We start from the raw sequence: 14454 nt of genomic DNA on the forward strand, positions 1-14454 counted from the left end.
TCAGCCGCGGAACCAGTGCTGCGGCCGGGGTTGGATGTTCTGCCAGATGTGCTTGGGCTCTCGGTACTCGTCCAGGCCGGTCGGTCCCAGCTCCCGGCCCACGCCCGAGTGCCCGAAGCCACCCCATTCCGCCTGCGGCACATAGGGGTGGTAGTCGTTGATCCACACCGTGCCGTGCCGCAGCCGCCGGGCGACTCGCTGGGCCTTTCCGGCGTCCTGCGTCCACACGGCCCCGGCGAGTCCGTACTCGGTGTCGTTGGCGATGCGTACGGCGTCGTCCTCGTCGGTGAAGCGCTCCACGGTGAGCACGGGTCCGAAGGACTCCTCGTACACCACGCGCATGTCCTGGCGGCATTCGTCGAGGACGGTCGGCGGGTAGTAGTGGCCGTTCGCGAGGTCGGGGTCGCCGGGCCGTTCGCCGCCGCAGCGCAGCACGGCGCCCTCGGCGAGGCCCGCGGCGACGTACGCCTCGACCTTCTCCAGGTGCTGGGCGGAGATCAACGCTCCGGTCTCGGCCCCGGAGTCGAAGGGGCCGCCCAGACGGATCTGCCGCGCGCGGCGGACGACCTCGTCGACGAACCGGTCGTGCAGCGAGTCCTCGACGATCAGCCGGGCACCCGCCGAGCAGACCTGCCCCGAGTGCAGGAAGACGGCCGTGAGCGCGAAGTCCACGGCCGTCTCGAAGTCGGCGTCCGCGAACACGACGTTCGGGTTCTTGCCGCCGAGCTCCAGCGCCACCTTCTTCACCGTCGCGGCGGCGGTGGCCATGATCCGCTTGCCGGTCTCCAGGCCACCCGTGAAGGAGACCATGTCGACGGCCGGGTCCTCGGAGAGCGGTGCGCCCACCTCGGGCCCGGTGCCGAGGACGAGGTTGGCGGCGCCGGCCGGGAGCCCGGCCTCCTGAAGTGCCTTCATCAGCAGGATCGAGGTGGAGGGGGTGAGCTCACTGGGCTTGAGGACGATCGTGTTGCCCGCGAGCAGGGCGGGCGCGACCTTCCAGGACGCCTGGAGCAGCGGGTAGTTCCAGGGGGTGATCAGACCGCACACGCCGATCGGCTCGTACACGACGCGGCTGACGGCTTCGTCGCGGCCGGTGTCGATCACGCGGCCGGCGTCCGTGCCGGCGAGTCCGCCGTAGTAACGGAAGCAGGAGACGACGTCGGCGATGTCGTACTCGCTCTCCACCAGCCGCTTGCCGGTGTCCAGCGACTCGGCGCGGGCGAACTCCTTGGCGTCGCGCTCGACGATGTCGGCGGTACGCAGCAGCAGCGCGCCACGCTCGCGTTCGGGGGTGCGTGGCCAGGGGCCCTCGTCGAAGGCGCGGCGGGCCGCGGCGATCGCCGCCTCGGCATCGGGACGTGTCCCCTCCGATACGGTCGCGGAGAGCGTGCCGTCGGCGGGACAGCGGATTTCCCGGAGGTCTCCGGCCACCGGATGCCGCCATTCTCCATCCACATACAGGTCTGCCACGCGCCAAGCCCTTCAGCTGAAATGCGTTGCGCATCGTGCACCCAATTGCTTGTGGTGGAACACACTCGCGAATGTGTAGACATACGTCAAGAGGTTGGCCGATGACGATTTCGCCATGTGAGCACTTGCCCGGCCGCCCTTGACCGGAAGCGTGCGCCGCGCCGACCATGTTGCGTATCGCTCACCTAGTTGTGCAATACGCACCGACGGAGGCCGACGTGTCCCCTAACTTCCCCCGACCGCGACCTGGCCGTGAGTACGTCCTCACCCTCTCGTGTCCCGACAGCGCGGGACTGGTCCACGCCGTGAGCGGCTTCCTCGTCCGGAACTCCGGAAACATCCAGGAGAGCCAGCAGTTCGACGATCGGCTCCAGGGCCGTTTCTTCATGAGGGTCCACTTCGACGTTTCCGACCCCACCGTCGATCTGAAAAACCTGCGTTACCGGTTCGGCCCCGTGGCGGAGGCCTATCGCATCTCCTGGACCCTGCGGGACGCCGCCACCCCGACCCGGACACTGATCATGGTCTCGAAGTACGGCCACTGCCTGAACGACCTGCTCTTCCGCCGGCACACGGGTTCCCTCAACATCGAGATCCCCGCGATCGTCTCCAACCACCGGGACTTCGAGGGACTGGCGGAAACCTACGGCATTCCCTTCCACCACATCCCGGTCACCAAGGACACCAAGGCCGAGGCCGAGGCACGGCTGCTGGAGCTGACGCGCGAGCTTGGCGTCGACCTGGTGGTGCTCGCCCGCTACATGCAGATCCTCTCCGACGACCTGTGCAAGCAGCTCGAAGGCCGCGCCATCAACATCCACCACTCCTTCCTTCCCAGTTTCAAGGGCGCACGCCCCTACGAGCAGGCCTACGACCGCGGGGTGAAGCTCGTCGGCGCGACGGCGCACTACGTGACGCCCGACCTGGACGAAGGGCAGATCATCGAGCAGGACGTGGTCCGGGTGGACCACTCGCTCGACCCCGGGGAGCTGGTCACGGTCGGCCGGGACGTGGAGGCGCAGGTACTCGCACACGCGGTGAAGTGGCACAGCGAGAGCCGCGTCATGGTGGACGGCAACCGCACGGTGGTCTTCCGCTGAGCGACACGACTGGGCGGGCGGGCTGGATCTCCAGCCCGCCCGCGGTCGTATACGGCCGTCAGCCCCCCAGTCGGTCCAGCAGCGCGCGGCGCCATCGCTCGGTCTCGGCGATCTGGTTGAAGGTGAACAGGTGCAGCCCCGCCACTCCCGCCGAGGGCGCGGTGAGGACCTCCCCGCAGCGCCCCAGCAGCCGGTCCGGTGAGTACCCCCCGGGCGCCGCGAACCGCAGGAACCACGAGGCGTGCTTCGTCAGGAAGCGCGTCGACTCCCCCACACCGATCTTCGTCGCCATCGCCAGCAGCTTCGCCCGCTGCACGGGCCCCGCGACGCCCAGGTGGACGGGCAGAGTGACGTCCCGGCGCCGGATCCGAGCGACCCACTCCCCCAGTACGCGCGGGTCGAAGCAGAGGTTGCTCACGATGTACGTGGCGTGCTCGCGCTTGTCCCACATGGCCTGGATGGTGATGTCGTCGTGGATGAGCGGATGGCTCTCGGGATAGCCGGTGACCCCGACGTGGGTGAAGGGCCGGCCCAGCTCGGTCAGCCGGCGCAGCACCGGCAGGGCGCCGTCGTAGGCCCCGGCCTGCGGGTCGGCGTCGCCCGCCGGGACGAAGACGTCGTCCACGCCCGCCGCACGGAGCCGGTCGACGACCTCCTTCAGGTGCGCGTCGTCCCGCAGCAGCCGCGCGGGCACGTGCGGGACGACGCGGTAGCCGTGCGCCGCGAGCCGGCCGGCCAGATCGAGGGTCGGCTCCAGACCCTTCACCGGCGAGGCCGTCACGGTGACGACGACGTCGCGCGGGACATGGGCGAGGACCTTGTCCTCGGTCGCCCGCGCGGGCAGCACCTCGTAGCGGACGCTGTCCAGCAGCGGCCGGAGCCCTACGGCACCCAAGGTCTACCCGGCCTGCTTCTGGGCGTCACGGTGGCGGTAGTACGCGGCCTTCGACGGCGCCTGCGGCTCCTTGCCCAGGATCAGGTCGGCGGCCTTCTCGGCGATCATCATCACCGGTGCGTAGATGTTGCCGTTGGTGACATAGGGCATGACGGAGGCGTCCACCACGCGCAGGCCCTCCAGCCCGTGCACGCGCATGCTGGTCGGATCGACGACGGCCATCTCGTCGGTCCCCATCTTGCAGGTGCAGGACGGGTGCAGGGCGGTCTCGCCCTCCTTCGCGACCCAGGCGAGGATCTCCTCGTCCGTCTCCACCTCGGGACCGGGCGAGACCTCCCCGGCGTTGTAGGGGGCGAGTGCGGGCTGGTCGAGGAGCTTGCGGGCGACGCGGATCGCCTCCACCCATTCGCGGCGGTCCTGCTCGGTGGAGAGGTAGTTGAAGCGCAGCGCCGGGTGCTCGCGCGGATCCCTGCTCTTGATCTTCACCGAGCCGATGGCGTCGGAGTACATGGGCCCGACGTGCACCTGGTAGCCGTGGCCGCCGGCCGGCGAGGAGCCGTCGTAGCGGACCGCGACGGGCAGGAAGTGGAACATCAGGTTGGGGTAGTCCACATCCTCGTTACTGCGGGCGAAGCCACCGGCCTCGAAGTGGTTGGTGGCTGCCGGGCCCTTGCGGAACAGCCACTGCAGCCCGATGAAGGGGGCGCGCCACTTCGCCATGTACGGCTGCATGGACACCGGCTGCTTGCAGGCGTACTGGACGTACACCTCCAGGTGGTCCTGCATGTTCTCGCCGACGCCCGGGAGGTCGTGGACGACGTCGATGCCGAGGGCGCTCAGCTCCTCGGCGTTGCCGACGCCGGAGAGCTGCAGCAGCTGCGGGGAGTTGATCGCCCCGCCGCAGAGAATGACCTCCTTGGCGCGGACCTGCTGGAGCTCGCCGCGGCCGCGCTGGTACTCGACTCCGACGGCGCGCTTGCCCTCGAACAGGACGCGGGTGACGAGGGCGCGGGTCCTGACCGTGAGGTTGGGCCGCTTCCTCGCGGGCTTGAGGTACGCCTTGGAGGCCGAGAGCCGGCGTCCGCGGTGGACGTTGCGGTCGAACTTGGCGAAACCCTCCTGCCGGTAGCCGTTGACGTCGTCCGTGGGGGCGTAGCCCGCCTCCTCGGTGGCCTTCAGGAAGGCACCGAAGAGCGGGTTGGTCGCCGGGCCGCGTTCGAGCACGAGGGGCCCGTCATGACCACGGAACTCGTCGTCCGGATCGGCGGCCAGACAGTTCTCCATCCGCCGGAAGTACGGCAGACAGTGCGCGTAGTCCCAGCTCTCCATGCCCGGATCGGCCGCCCAGCGCTCGTAGTCCATGGGGTTGCCGCGCTGGAAGATCATGCCGTTGATGCTGCTGGAGCCGCCCAGCACCTTGCCGCGCGCGTGGTAGACGCGCCGGCCGCCCATGTGGGGCTCGGGCTCGGACTCGTACTTCCAGTCGTAGAAGCGGCTGCCGATCGGATAGGTCAGCGCCGCGGGCATGTGGATGAAGACGTCCCACGGGTAGTCGGACCGGCCGGCCTCCAGGACCAGCACCCGGTTCGCCGGATCTGCGGAGAGCCTGTTCGCCAGTGCACTGCCGGCCGAACCGCCGCCGACGATGACGAAGTCGTATTGCAGAGGAGCCATGGTGCCTCGTCTCGCTCGCGCCGTAGATACGCGAGGCATGCTAATACCGGTAGCGCTATACGCACCAGGTTGCGAGCCACGCAACTTGCAAGGCCTTCATTTCAGCCCGGTTACTTGCACCTGCGTTGTTTACTACGCGTATAGTTTCGTTGTGAGCAACCACAGCCAAGACACCGAAACGTCAAATTCGCAGGCCGGCGGCGTACAGTCGGTCGACCGAGCCATCAGCGTCCTCGAGATCCTGGCCCAGCGCGGCGAGGCCGGCGTCAGCGAGGTGGCCGCCGAGATCGACGTCCACAAGTCCACCGCGTTCCGGCTGCTCGGCGCCCTGGAGGCGCGCGGCCTGGTGGAGCAGGCGGGCGAGCGCGGAAAGTACCGCCTCGGCTTCGGCATCGTACGCCTGGCCGGCGCCGTCACGGGACGCCTCGACATCACCCAGCAGGGCCGCCCGGTGTGCGAGCGGCTCGCCGAGGAGATCGGCGAGACCGTCAACATCGCCGTCCTGCAGGAGCACTACGCGATCAATCTCTACCAGGTGCGCGGCCCGGCGGCCGTCGCCGCGCACAACTGGGTCGGGGAGCTGACCCCACTGCACGCCACGTCCAGCGGCAAGGTCCTGCTGGCGCACCTGCCCACCAAGGAGCGCGCCGCGCTGCTGTCCGAGGCCGGCCTGAAGAAGGTCACCCCGCACACCATCACCGCGAAGGCGAAGCTGGAGAAGAACCTCGCCGAGGCCCGGGAGCGCGGCTACGCGTGGACCGTGGAGGAGCTGGAGATCGGTCTGCACGCGATGGCCGCGCCGATCCGCGACCGGGACGGCGAGGTCATCGCGGCGCTCAGCGCCTCCGGGCCCTCGTACCGCTTCACCGAGGAGCGTCTGCACGAGCTCTCCCCGATCCTGCTCAAGGGCGCGGAGGAGATCAGCCACCGGATGGGCTACCTGGGCTGACCGACGCCTCGTCTACTGCGGACGGACGCCCAGGCGCTCGTTCACCCAGTCGTGGAAGGCCCCGATGTGGTGCTCGCTGGGGACGAGGACGCCGCCCTTGGCGTACATGCGGGAGCTCATTCCGGGCTGGGTGCGCTCGCACGCGTCGAAGTCCTGGCGGTTGACCCGGTCGAAGAGCTCCACGGACCGGCTGACGTCCTTGCCGCTGTCGACGACGTGCGGGAGGTAGAGCCAGTCGCACTCGACGATCGTGCGGTCGACTGCCGCCGGGTACATCCGGTGGAAGATCACGTGGTCCGGGACGAGGTTGATGAAGACCTGCGGCTTGACGGTGATCGCGTAGTAGCGGCGGTCCTGGTCCTCGGACACCCCGGGGATGCGGTCCAGGCCCTCGGAACCGTCGACGGTGAAGCCCTGGACCTCCTCACCGAACTCGGCGCCGTGACCGACGTAGTACTGGGCGGCATAGCCGTCGGCGAACTCGGGGAGCACCTCGGTGAGCTCGGGGTGGATCGTGGCGCAGTGGTAGCACTCCATGAAGTTCTCGATGATGAGCTTCCAGTTCGCCTTGACGTCGTAGACGATCCGCTTGCCCACCGAGAGGTTGTCGATGTCGTAGCGCTCGATCGATTCCACGTCGCCGAGGCGGCCCACGACCTCGCCGACGACGTCCTCCTCGAAGGGGGGCGGGTTCTCCGCGAGGCAGACCCAGACGTAGCCGAGCCATTCGCGGGTGGCCACGCCCACCAGACCGTACTCGGTGCGGCCGACGTCCGGCATCTTGGTGAGGTTGGGCGCGGCGACCAGCTTGCCGTTCAGGTCGTACGTCCAGGCGTGGTACGGGCACTGGAAGGCCCGCTTGACCTCGCCGCTCTCCTCCGTGCAGAGCTTGGCCCCGCGGTGCCGGCAGACGTTGAAGTAGGCGCGGACGGAGTTGTCCCGGGCACGCGTGACCAGGATGCTCTCGCGGCCCACGTCGACGGTGCGGAAGGCCCCGGGCTTCGCCAGTTCGGAGGCGCGCGCGACGCAGAACCACATGGTCTCGAATATGCGCTCCTGCTCCTGGGCGAAGATCCCGGGATCCGTGTAGGAGGAGCCGGGGAGGGTGGCGATCAGGCTGTCCGGCAGGCTGGTCGAGGTCACGGTGCACTCCTCGGGAAACGTCGTGGAGGGGTCATTCACGCGCCGGGAAGATCGACTCCGGACGGCGTTGTGTATTCAGCAACGCTGCGCGCCATAGGCAACCGCAGCATGGGATGCCGCATGGGCGCTGTCAAGAGACAGCGGCGGTGAGCTGCTTGCGCCAGCGGGTGAACAGCCGCGGCTGGTTCATCCCGAGCACGGCCACCGGATGACCGCCTCGCCGGTAGACGGCCAGGACGTCGCGGTCGTCCGCCGCACCGGCCTCGACGGTCACGCTGTCGGCGCCGACCGCGTGGCCGGCGAACTGGATCTTCACGCCGTACTGATCCGACCAGAAGTACGGCGGCCGGGGCACACCCGGCTGCGCGGCACCGCCCGCCAGCAGCGTGGCGACGGCGGCGTCGGGACGCTCCCGCGCACCGGTCCAGTGTTCGACCCGGCGGTGGGCGCCGACCCGGGGGTCGTACCAGTTGGCACAGTCGCCGACCGCGACCACACCGGCCAGGCTGGTGCGGCCGTCGGAGCCGCACTTGACGCCGTTGTCGAGCGCGACGCCGGAGCCTTCCAGCCACTCGACACACGGGCGCGCCCCCACACCGACGACCACGATGTCGGCGGCGAGGCTGCGTCCGTCCGCCAGCAGGACGGCGTCCACCCGGGTCTCCCCGCTCAGCCCCTTGACGCCGACACCGCACAACAGCCGTACGCCGTGGTCCGCGTGCAGGCCGGAGACGATGCCGCCCATCGTCTCGCCCAGCGGTCCGGCGAGCGGCGTCGGGGCCACCTCGACGACCGTCACGTCGAGTCCGAGGGTGTACGCGGTCGAGGCGACCTCGGCACCGATGAATCCGCCGCCGATCACGACCAACCGTCCGCCCAGGGCCAGTTCGTCGCGCAGGGCGCGGGCGTCGTCCAGGGTGCGCAGCAGGTGCACTCCGGCGAGACCCTCACTGCCCGGCAGGGTGCGCGCGGCAGCGCCGGTCGCGATGACGATGCCGTCGGCGCGCAGCTCCCGTCCACCGGTGAGCCGGACGGCGCGGTCGGTGCGGTCGAGTCCGGTGGCGCGGGTGCCGAGCAGCCACTCCGCCCCCAGGTCCTCTTCGTCCGTCTCCAGGGCCAGGTCCGCTTCGCCGACGGTGCCGGCCAAGAACTCCTTGGACAGTGGCGGTCTGTCGTACGGGCGGTGCGACTCGTCGCCGATGACGACCAGCCGCCCGTCGTAGCCCTGCTTCCGCAGCGACCGCGCCGCCGACAAGCCGGCCAGCGAGGCGCCCACCACGGCCACGGTCCTCACGCGGGCCCCCCGGCGAGCCGGGATGCGATGCAGGGCGGCAGGTTGGGCGCCTCCGTGGACACACGGACGTAGATCATGCCGTCCTCGACCACGACCTCGTGCGTCCGGACCGGGAGCTTGGCCGGCGGGGCGTCGACGGCGCCGGTCCTCAGGTCGAACTTCGAGGCATGCAGCGGGCATTCCACCTCGCAGCCCTCCAGCCAGCCGTCGGCGAGCGAGGCGTCCTGATGGGTGCAGGTGTCGTCGATGGCGAAGACCTCGCCATCGTCGGTGTGGAACACCGAGACCGGCGGATCGATGTCGAGCCGGAAAGCCTCGCCTCGCGGAAGATCCGCGAGACGGCACGCGGGAATCATCATGACACCTCGGTGCGTATAGCGAAACGGATTGCGGTAAGCGCAACATCAGTCTGAAGTCGCCCAGAACCCTTGTCAAGGCGTTCCCGAGCCGAGACACCCCAACGTTTCCGTTCCTCTTCACGCAACACTGTGCGCGATATGGAACAGAACGAAAGAGAAATCCGACCGTTTCGGGACACATGAAGGCAGCCCGTCTCCCCGCCCCACAAGGGACGAGGAGACGGGCGCGTACTGCCCCGAGCCTGCCGGACGGTCAGAAGCCCCGGTCGATCCACTCCTGAAGATGCGGCGCCTCGGCGGCAATGGTGGTCGTATCCCCGTGTCCGGTGTGGACGACGGTGTCACCCGGCAGCGCGAGCAGCCGGTGCCGGATCGACTCGACGATGGTGGGGAAGTCGCTGTACGACCTTCCCGTCGCCCCCGGCCCGCCCGCGAAGAGCGTGTCACCGCTGAAGAGCGCGGTGAGACCCGGCGCGTACAGGCAGACCGCGCCGGGTGCGTGGCCGGGCGTGTGCAGCACGGTCAGCTCGACACCCGCCACCGCGAGCACCTGGCCGTCGGCCAGTTCGCCGTCGGGCTTCCGGTCGGGGTGGGTCTGATCCCACAGCGGCAGGTCGTCGCCATGGAGCAGGATCGGGGCACCGGTACGTGCCGCGAGTGCCGGCGCGGCGTCGATGTGGTCGTTGTGAGCGTGCGTGCACACAATGGCCCGCAGGCTACGCCCGCCGAGGGCCTCGGCGATGGCCTCGGCGTCGTGCGCGGAGTCGACGACGACGGCCTCGCGGTCGTCGCCGATGATCCACACGTTGTTGTCGACGTCCCAGGTGCCGCCGTCCAGCGAGAACGTCCCCGAAGTCACGAGGCGTTCGATGCGGGCGGCGGCCATCAGAGCACCACCACCGAGCGCAGGACGTCGCCGGCGTGCATCCGCTCGAACGCCTTCTCCACCTCGTCCAGCGCGATGGTCTCCGTGACGAACGCGTCCAGCGGCAGGCGGCCCTGCAGATGGAGGTCGATGAGCATCGGGAAGTCCCGGGAGGGCAGGCAGTCCCCGTACCAGGAGGACTTGAGCGCGCCACCTCGGCCGAACACGTCCAGCAGTGGCAGTTCGAGCTTCATCTCGGGAGTCGGCACACCGACCAGGACGACCGTGCCGGCCAGGTCGCGGGCATAGAAGGCCTGCTTGTACGTCTCCGGGCGGCCGACCGCCTCGATGACGACATCGGCGCCGAAGCCGGCGGTCAGTTCGCGGATCGCCTCGACTGGATCAGTCTGCCTGGAGTTGACGGTATGGGTCGCGCCCAGCTTCACGGCGGTGGCCAGCTTCCGGTCGTCGAGGTCCACCGCGATGATCTTCGCCGCGCCCGCCAGGTTCGCCCCGACGACCGCCGCGTCCCCTACACCGCCGCAGCCGATGACGGCCACGGTGTCGCCACGCCCGACGTTACCGGTGTTGATGGCGGCGCCGATGCCCGCCATCACCCCGCACCCCAGCAGCCCGGCGACGGCCGGCGACGCGGCCCGGTCGACCTTGGTGCACTGCCCCGCCGCCACCAGCGTCTTCTCCGCGAACGCGCCGATGCCCAGCGCCGGGGACAACTCGGTCCCGTCGAGCAGGGTCATCTTCTGCTTCGCGTTGTGGGTGTCGAAGCAGTACCACGGCCGACCGCGCAGACAGGCCCGGCACTGCCCGCACACGGCACGCCAGTTGAGGATGACGAAGTCACCCGGGGCGACGTCGGTGACACCCTCCCCTACCGCCTCCACCACGCCCGCGGCCTCGTGGCCCAGCAGGAAGGGGAAGTCGTCGTTGATGCCACCCTCGCGATAGTGCAGATCGGTGTGGCACACCCCGCAGGCTTCGACCTTGACCAGCGCCTCACCCGGACCGGGGTCCGGGACGATGATCGTCTCCAGGCTGACGGGGGCGCCCTGCTCCCGCGCGACGACTGCACGGACCTGGTGCGTCATGGCCACTCCTCGACTGGTGTCCGGGTCTGATGTGGAGCGTTTCTCATTACGGCACACATCTCATGTGCCGCAACAAAGCATCGTGGAGCACCCACCGGGGGTCAAGGCGTCGGCGCACAGCACACCGCTCAGGAGGGCGGACCCCGCGGCCACCACCCGCAGGCCCGGCGGCGCGAACACCTCCTGGCGGATCACCGACAGCTCTCCCCCGACTCCGTGGTGGTCCTGGAACGGACGGTCCTGCTCACCGGTCTGTCCGACTGTGCCATCGACGGAGCGTTCCACGGCTCGGGCACTCCACCCACCAAACAGGGCAACATCCGGGACCTCGGGGAGCTGCTCCGGCTGGTCAGCAGCCGTCCGCGGGCGCCGCTGCCCGGGGTGCCCGAGGGCATGCACCGATGGTCGGGCGACACCTGGCAGCCGCTCAGGGAACTTGTCCTGCGGTGCCTCGACCGGATCCGGCGGCGCGGCCGTCGGCCGGTGAGGTGGCCGACAAGCTGGCGCAGTACGTGGCGATCGCGTCGGCCATGCGGGCCGCGACGGCACCCGGGCGGAGCACCGGACCCGGCGGAGCGCGCGGACCGGCCGAGGCGCCTCCGCTCACGCCCACTCCGGCGCCGCCGCCCAAGCCGGTGGACGCACTGGGCACCCTGCTCCGCATCGGCGGGGTACAGGTCCCCGCCGACCGGCGTCCCCGCTTCGGGCGCTTCGGAGGCCGCGACCGCGCACCCAAGCTGGCCGCCGTGCGACAACCTCTCACCCGCAGCAAGCGTCTCACCGTGGTCGGAGTCCAGCCCCACTCCGGCCGGGTCACCCCGACCGTCGCGCTTGGCGCGATGTTCGTCGCACTGAAAGCTCCCGACCTCAACCCGGCCGAGGGCCTGTGGGCCCACCTGAAGGAAGAGCCTGGGCAACCTGGCCCCGTGCAAAATCGATGACCTCGCCGGACTGGCCCGCACCCGCCTCAAACGCATGCCGTACCCGGCCGAGCGTGCTCGACGGATTCATCGCTCGGACCAGGCTGCTCGCAACACCACCATGAGGTCACCCCGAACCGAGAACCTCAGGTAGCTGGATGCCCGTCGATGACATGGTGCGATGCGGTCTCGATGCCGCTGGCTCCCCCGGATTGTGGCCGCCGCCGACGGGAGGCAGGGTGGTCTCAAGACCGTTTGGGCGAGGCAGAAGGCACACGGCCTGTCACGGATGGATGCTGTGGCTTGTCCTCAACGCGAAACGAGAGGTGTGAGCCGGGAACCGGCGAACTTGGTCTCCGCTGAACGAGTGGGCCGGTACACCCGCCCGGAAGCGGCGGCCGACGCAAGATCGTCCGTTCCGGGCAGGCTTACGGAGGTGTGTACATGCCAGAGAAGAACCCAGAGCACGGGACCGCCCACGAGGCCTCCTTGCCGCCCGAAGTCAAGTTGCTGCAGGAAGTCACTCCGCCCTTCTTTCCCGAAGGTGGTTCGGGAATGACCATCCTCGTCGAGTGGCCTCCCGGTCACCCCGGGCTCCCGCCGCATCGCCACTCGGGCCCGTCGTTCGGCTACGTGATGGAGGGCGCGCTCCGGTTCGAGCTCGAGGGTGAGCCGGAGCTTGTGGTCGAGGCCGGTGGGACGTTCTGGGAGCCAGGCGGTGACGTGATCCACTACCAGGACGGCAACGCCCTGTCGGACGCAATGACCAAGTTCGTGGTAACGATGGTGTGCGCGCCGGGTCAGCCGATGCTCACGCTGGTCGACGAGGAGGAGCTCAAGGAACGGGCGCACCTGCGCGCCCCGCGTCCCTCCGAAGAATGACCCGCGAGAGCGACAAGCGTGCGGAGTCCGGAATGCTGGCGGTCGGGGCAGTCCGAGGAGGCGGCGCCGACACGGTGAACGGTGATCCGGGCACCGAGGGGGCCGCGGGCCGGTGTGGTCGGCTGACGGCACCCGCAGTCGCGTCAGCGACGCACGCCGCCGTGGCGGTCGCCACCGTCACGGCCGCGGTCGTGGTAGCCCCAGGATTCGTCGTCGACGCACCGGCCCCGGTCATTGCGCGGGGTGCGGGTGTCGTTGTTCCACACGTAATCGCGCCGGTCCTGGTACACGCCCGTGCGGCTGTCGCGACCCTCGCCCGTGTGGACCCGGACGGTCGAGCGTCCCCCAGGCGGAAGTGGCGAAAGGCGTAGGTGTGGCCCGCCTCGTCCGAGAGGGTCCAGCCGTCCAGGTTCACCACCCGGCGAGTGGCTTCGGTGAGGTCCACCGACTCCCTGTTCAGCGAGCGGTTGGAGCGGTCGTCCCGGCCCGGGTGGTGGCTGGCCGCCACGGTCGGCAGCGTCACCGCCTCAACCACGGCGCCCGCCACGGCAACGGCGGCGGACAGTGACGGACGGAAGCAGAAACGGAAGTGGACACAAGGTCCCCCTTCGTGCGCGCACCCCCCAGCACCTCGCAACATGAAAGCCGCACGCCACCCCAGGTGTGTGGTGCGAATCAGAGGCCAGCCGACCGCGCACTCACACACTGCGGGCCCAGTGAAGAGGGCTCGGGAAACCCGTTGCCCGTACCCGGAGAGCAGCCAGTACGCCCACAACAGTCCGCGCTCGCTGAGCGAACCTTTTGCGTCGTGGCGGCGCATCTCCATCTCGCCGTAGTAGAAGTCCGCTGCACCAGGTTCATTGAGGCTGCGCCGTCTTGAAGTGGCTGGTCAGCAGGGTTGGTGTGACCCCGTTTCGGGCTGCTCGTACTGGTCGCGGGCGGCAGTCTGGGTTGTAGATCGTCTGGCGGCGTGGTTTGCCGATGAGTTCACCCTCCTCGAACGGTCTACCCAGCGACACGACCGTTCTCGACAGGAGTGCCATGTCCACCATTCAGCCAGTGATCATCACCGCCGACCAGGACGTCCTGCTCGGCTTCTATACGAAATTGTTCGGCGCCGAGGAGATCTTCCGGATACCGGCGGAAGGCCCGGCCTTCTACCTCGGCTTGCGCATCGGCGACACCGACCTCGGGCTGGTGACGAAGACGAAACCGGGGACCGGGGCGGCACCGCGGATCTTGCTCAGCATCGGTGTCGACGACGTCGACGAGACGCTCGGCCGGGTGACGGCGCTGGGCGGCTCGGTCCGCGGCGGCCCCAACGACATGCCGTGGGGACAGCGCGTCACCCACATCCAGGACCCCGACGGCAACCCGGTGAACCTCACCCAGCCGATCCCGACTCAGTGAGGCTCTCCGGGGCATGAGCTGATCGTGGGCTACCTGCGGTAGAGATCAATCGCCTGGAGTGGCCTCGATGTTCGTCAGGACGAGCAGTACGCGAAACAGGCGTGACCGGCGGACCTGGCTCCCGGCCGGCGCCCCGCTGTTCGAGGTCTCCGACACAGCGATCCTGCTCCGCCGCACCCTGCTGACGTGCCCGACGACGCGGGCTGCTTCGTCCTCGCGCGCAGGCCGCGGCGGCTACACCGCCCGGGCACCGGTGCCTGCCGGCGTGAACACGCCGCACGACGAAGAACTGCTAGGGCGTGTATCGAAAGTGAATCTTGCACGTGGGATGATCTTGGTTCGTGACGCGTGGTGATCTGACGGATGTGCAATGGGCGGTGCTGGAAC

General features: G+C 69.3%; 12 protein-coding genes and 3 pseudogenes. 5 read left to right on the forward strand and 10 right to left on the reverse strand.

Annotated elements, in window-relative coordinates:
• Positions 1-1470 carry an aldehyde dehydrogenase family protein gene (locus tag ACWGKT_RS27160; protein ID WP_453275769.1) on the reverse strand — a complete coding sequence of 490 codons (1470 nt, stop codon included), beginning with the start codon at positions 1468-1470 and terminating at the stop codon, positions 1-3.
• A 218-nt stretch (positions 1471-1688) separates the two neighbouring features.
• Between ACWGKT_RS27160 and purU the strand changes: the two genes are divergently transcribed.
• The gene (gene purU / locus ACWGKT_RS27165) at positions 1689-2570 is read left to right on the forward strand and encodes a formyltetrahydrofolate deformylase (RefSeq protein WP_453275770.1); all 882 of its coding nucleotides are present in this window, start codon (positions 1689-1691) and stop codon (positions 2568-2570) included.
• 58 nt (positions 2571-2628) lie between these two features.
• Here the strand turns inward: purU and ACWGKT_RS27170 are convergent, their stop codons facing one another.
• Positions 2629-3465, reverse strand: coding sequence for a 5,10-methylenetetrahydrofolate reductase (locus ACWGKT_RS27170; protein ID WP_453275771.1), 837 nt, complete (start codon positions 3463-3465; stop codon positions 2629-2631).
• A 3-nt stretch (positions 3466-3468) separates the two neighbouring features.
• Positions 3469-5139: a choline dehydrogenase gene (betA, locus tag ACWGKT_RS27175; RefSeq protein WP_453275772.1), complete on the reverse strand. Its 1671-nt coding sequence runs from the start codon at positions 5137-5139 to the stop codon at positions 3469-3471.
• Between the two features lie 151 nt (positions 5140-5290).
• Here betA and ACWGKT_RS27180 point away from each other — a divergent pair, with 151 nt between their 5' ends.
• Positions 5291-6088: an IclR family transcriptional regulator gene (locus tag ACWGKT_RS27180; RefSeq protein ID WP_356157546.1), complete on the forward strand. Its 798-nt coding sequence runs from the start codon at positions 5291-5293 to the stop codon at positions 6086-6088.
• Positions 6089-6100: 12 nt separating this feature from the next.
• On the opposite strand, the gene ACWGKT_RS27185 is transcribed toward ACWGKT_RS27180, so the two are convergent.
• The 5 genes from ACWGKT_RS27185 to ACWGKT_RS27205 all read right to left on the reverse strand — a co-directional run bounded on the left by ACWGKT_RS27185 (position 6101) and on the right by ACWGKT_RS27205 (position 10855).
• Entirely contained in the window at positions 6101-7231 is a 1131-nt protein-coding gene (locus tag ACWGKT_RS27185) for an aromatic ring-hydroxylating oxygenase subunit alpha (RefSeq protein WP_453275773.1), read from the reverse strand.
• A gap of 130 nt (positions 7232-7361) precedes the next feature.
• A complete protein-coding gene (locus ACWGKT_RS27190) occupies positions 7362-8525 on the reverse strand; it encodes an NAD(P)/FAD-dependent oxidoreductase (RefSeq protein ID WP_453275774.1) in 1164 nt (387 codons plus the stop codon).
• Positions 8522-8884 (reverse strand): bifunctional 3-phenylpropionate/cinnamic acid dioxygenase ferredoxin subunit, encoded by a 363-nt coding sequence (locus tag ACWGKT_RS27195; protein ID WP_356157555.1) that lies wholly within the window; start codon positions 8882-8884, stop codon positions 8522-8524. The genes ACWGKT_RS27190 and ACWGKT_RS27195 overlap by 4 nt, the downstream gene beginning before the upstream one ends.
• A 253-nt stretch (positions 8885-9137) precedes the next feature.
• A complete protein-coding gene (locus tag ACWGKT_RS27200; protein WP_453275775.1) occupies positions 9138-9770 on the reverse strand; it encodes an MBL fold metallo-hydrolase in 633 nt (210 codons plus the stop codon).
• A complete protein-coding gene (locus ACWGKT_RS27205) occupies positions 9770-10855 on the reverse strand; it encodes an S-(hydroxymethyl)mycothiol dehydrogenase (RefSeq protein ID WP_453275776.1) in 1086 nt (361 codons plus the stop codon). The genes ACWGKT_RS27200 and ACWGKT_RS27205 overlap by 1 nt, the downstream gene beginning before the upstream one ends.
• An 857-nt stretch (positions 10856-11712) precedes the next feature.
• Here ACWGKT_RS27205 and ACWGKT_RS27210 point away from each other — a divergent pair.
• Together ACWGKT_RS27210 and ACWGKT_RS27215 are read left to right on the forward strand one after the other, a co-directional pair.
• Positions 11713-11900, forward strand: a pseudogene (locus ACWGKT_RS27210) (IS630 family transposase); the annotation flags it as partial.
• Between the two features lie 319 nt (positions 11901-12219).
• On the forward strand, positions 12220-12657 hold the full coding sequence (locus ACWGKT_RS27215) for a cupin domain-containing protein (RefSeq protein WP_453275777.1): 438 nt from the start codon (positions 12220-12222) through the stop codon (positions 12655-12657).
• A 143-nt stretch (positions 12658-12800) separates the two neighbouring features.
• Here ACWGKT_RS27215 and ACWGKT_RS27220 read toward each other — a convergent pair.
• Positions 12801-13204, reverse strand: a pseudogene (locus ACWGKT_RS27220) (lamin tail domain-containing protein).
• 174 nt (positions 13205-13378) lie between these two features.
• Positions 13379-13519 (reverse strand): annotated as a pseudogene (locus tag ACWGKT_RS27225) (pentapeptide repeat-containing protein); the annotation flags it as partial.
• Between the two features lie 179 nt (positions 13520-13698).
• Between ACWGKT_RS27225 and ACWGKT_RS27230 the strand changes: the two are divergent.
• A complete protein-coding gene (locus tag ACWGKT_RS27230; RefSeq protein ID WP_453275778.1) occupies positions 13699-14067 on the forward strand; it encodes a VOC family protein in 369 nt (122 codons plus the stop codon).
• Positions 14068-14454 lie beyond the last annotated feature (387 nt).

Source organism: Streptomyces sp. NPDC054794 (assembly GCF_053611585.1).

What these genes read in the sequence shown, in the direction of transcription:
- ACWGKT_RS27205 (WP_453275776.1), bottom strand. Translation starts at nt 10,855, where the DNA reads ATGACGCACCAGGTCCGTGCAGTCGTCGCGCGGGAGCAGGGCGCCCCC.
- ACWGKT_RS27215 (WP_453275777.1), top strand. Translation starts at nt 12,220, where the DNA reads ATGCCAGAGAAGAACCCAGAGCACGGGACCGCCCACGAGGCCTCCTTG.
- betA (WP_453275772.1), bottom strand. Translation starts at nt 5,139, where the DNA reads ATGGCTCCTCTGCAATACGACTTCGTCATCGTCGGCGGCGGTTCGGCC.
- ACWGKT_RS27230 (WP_453275778.1), top strand. Translation starts at nt 13,699, where the DNA reads ATGTCCACCATTCAGCCAGTGATCATCACCGCCGACCAGGACGTCCTG.
- ACWGKT_RS27200 (WP_453275775.1), bottom strand. Translation starts at nt 9,770, where the DNA reads ATGGCCGCCGCCCGCATCGAACGCCTCGTGACTTCGGGGACGTTCTCG.
- ACWGKT_RS27195 (WP_356157555.1), bottom strand. Translation starts at nt 8,884, where the DNA reads ATGATGATTCCCGCGTGCCGTCTCGCGGATCTTCCGCGAGGCGAGGCT.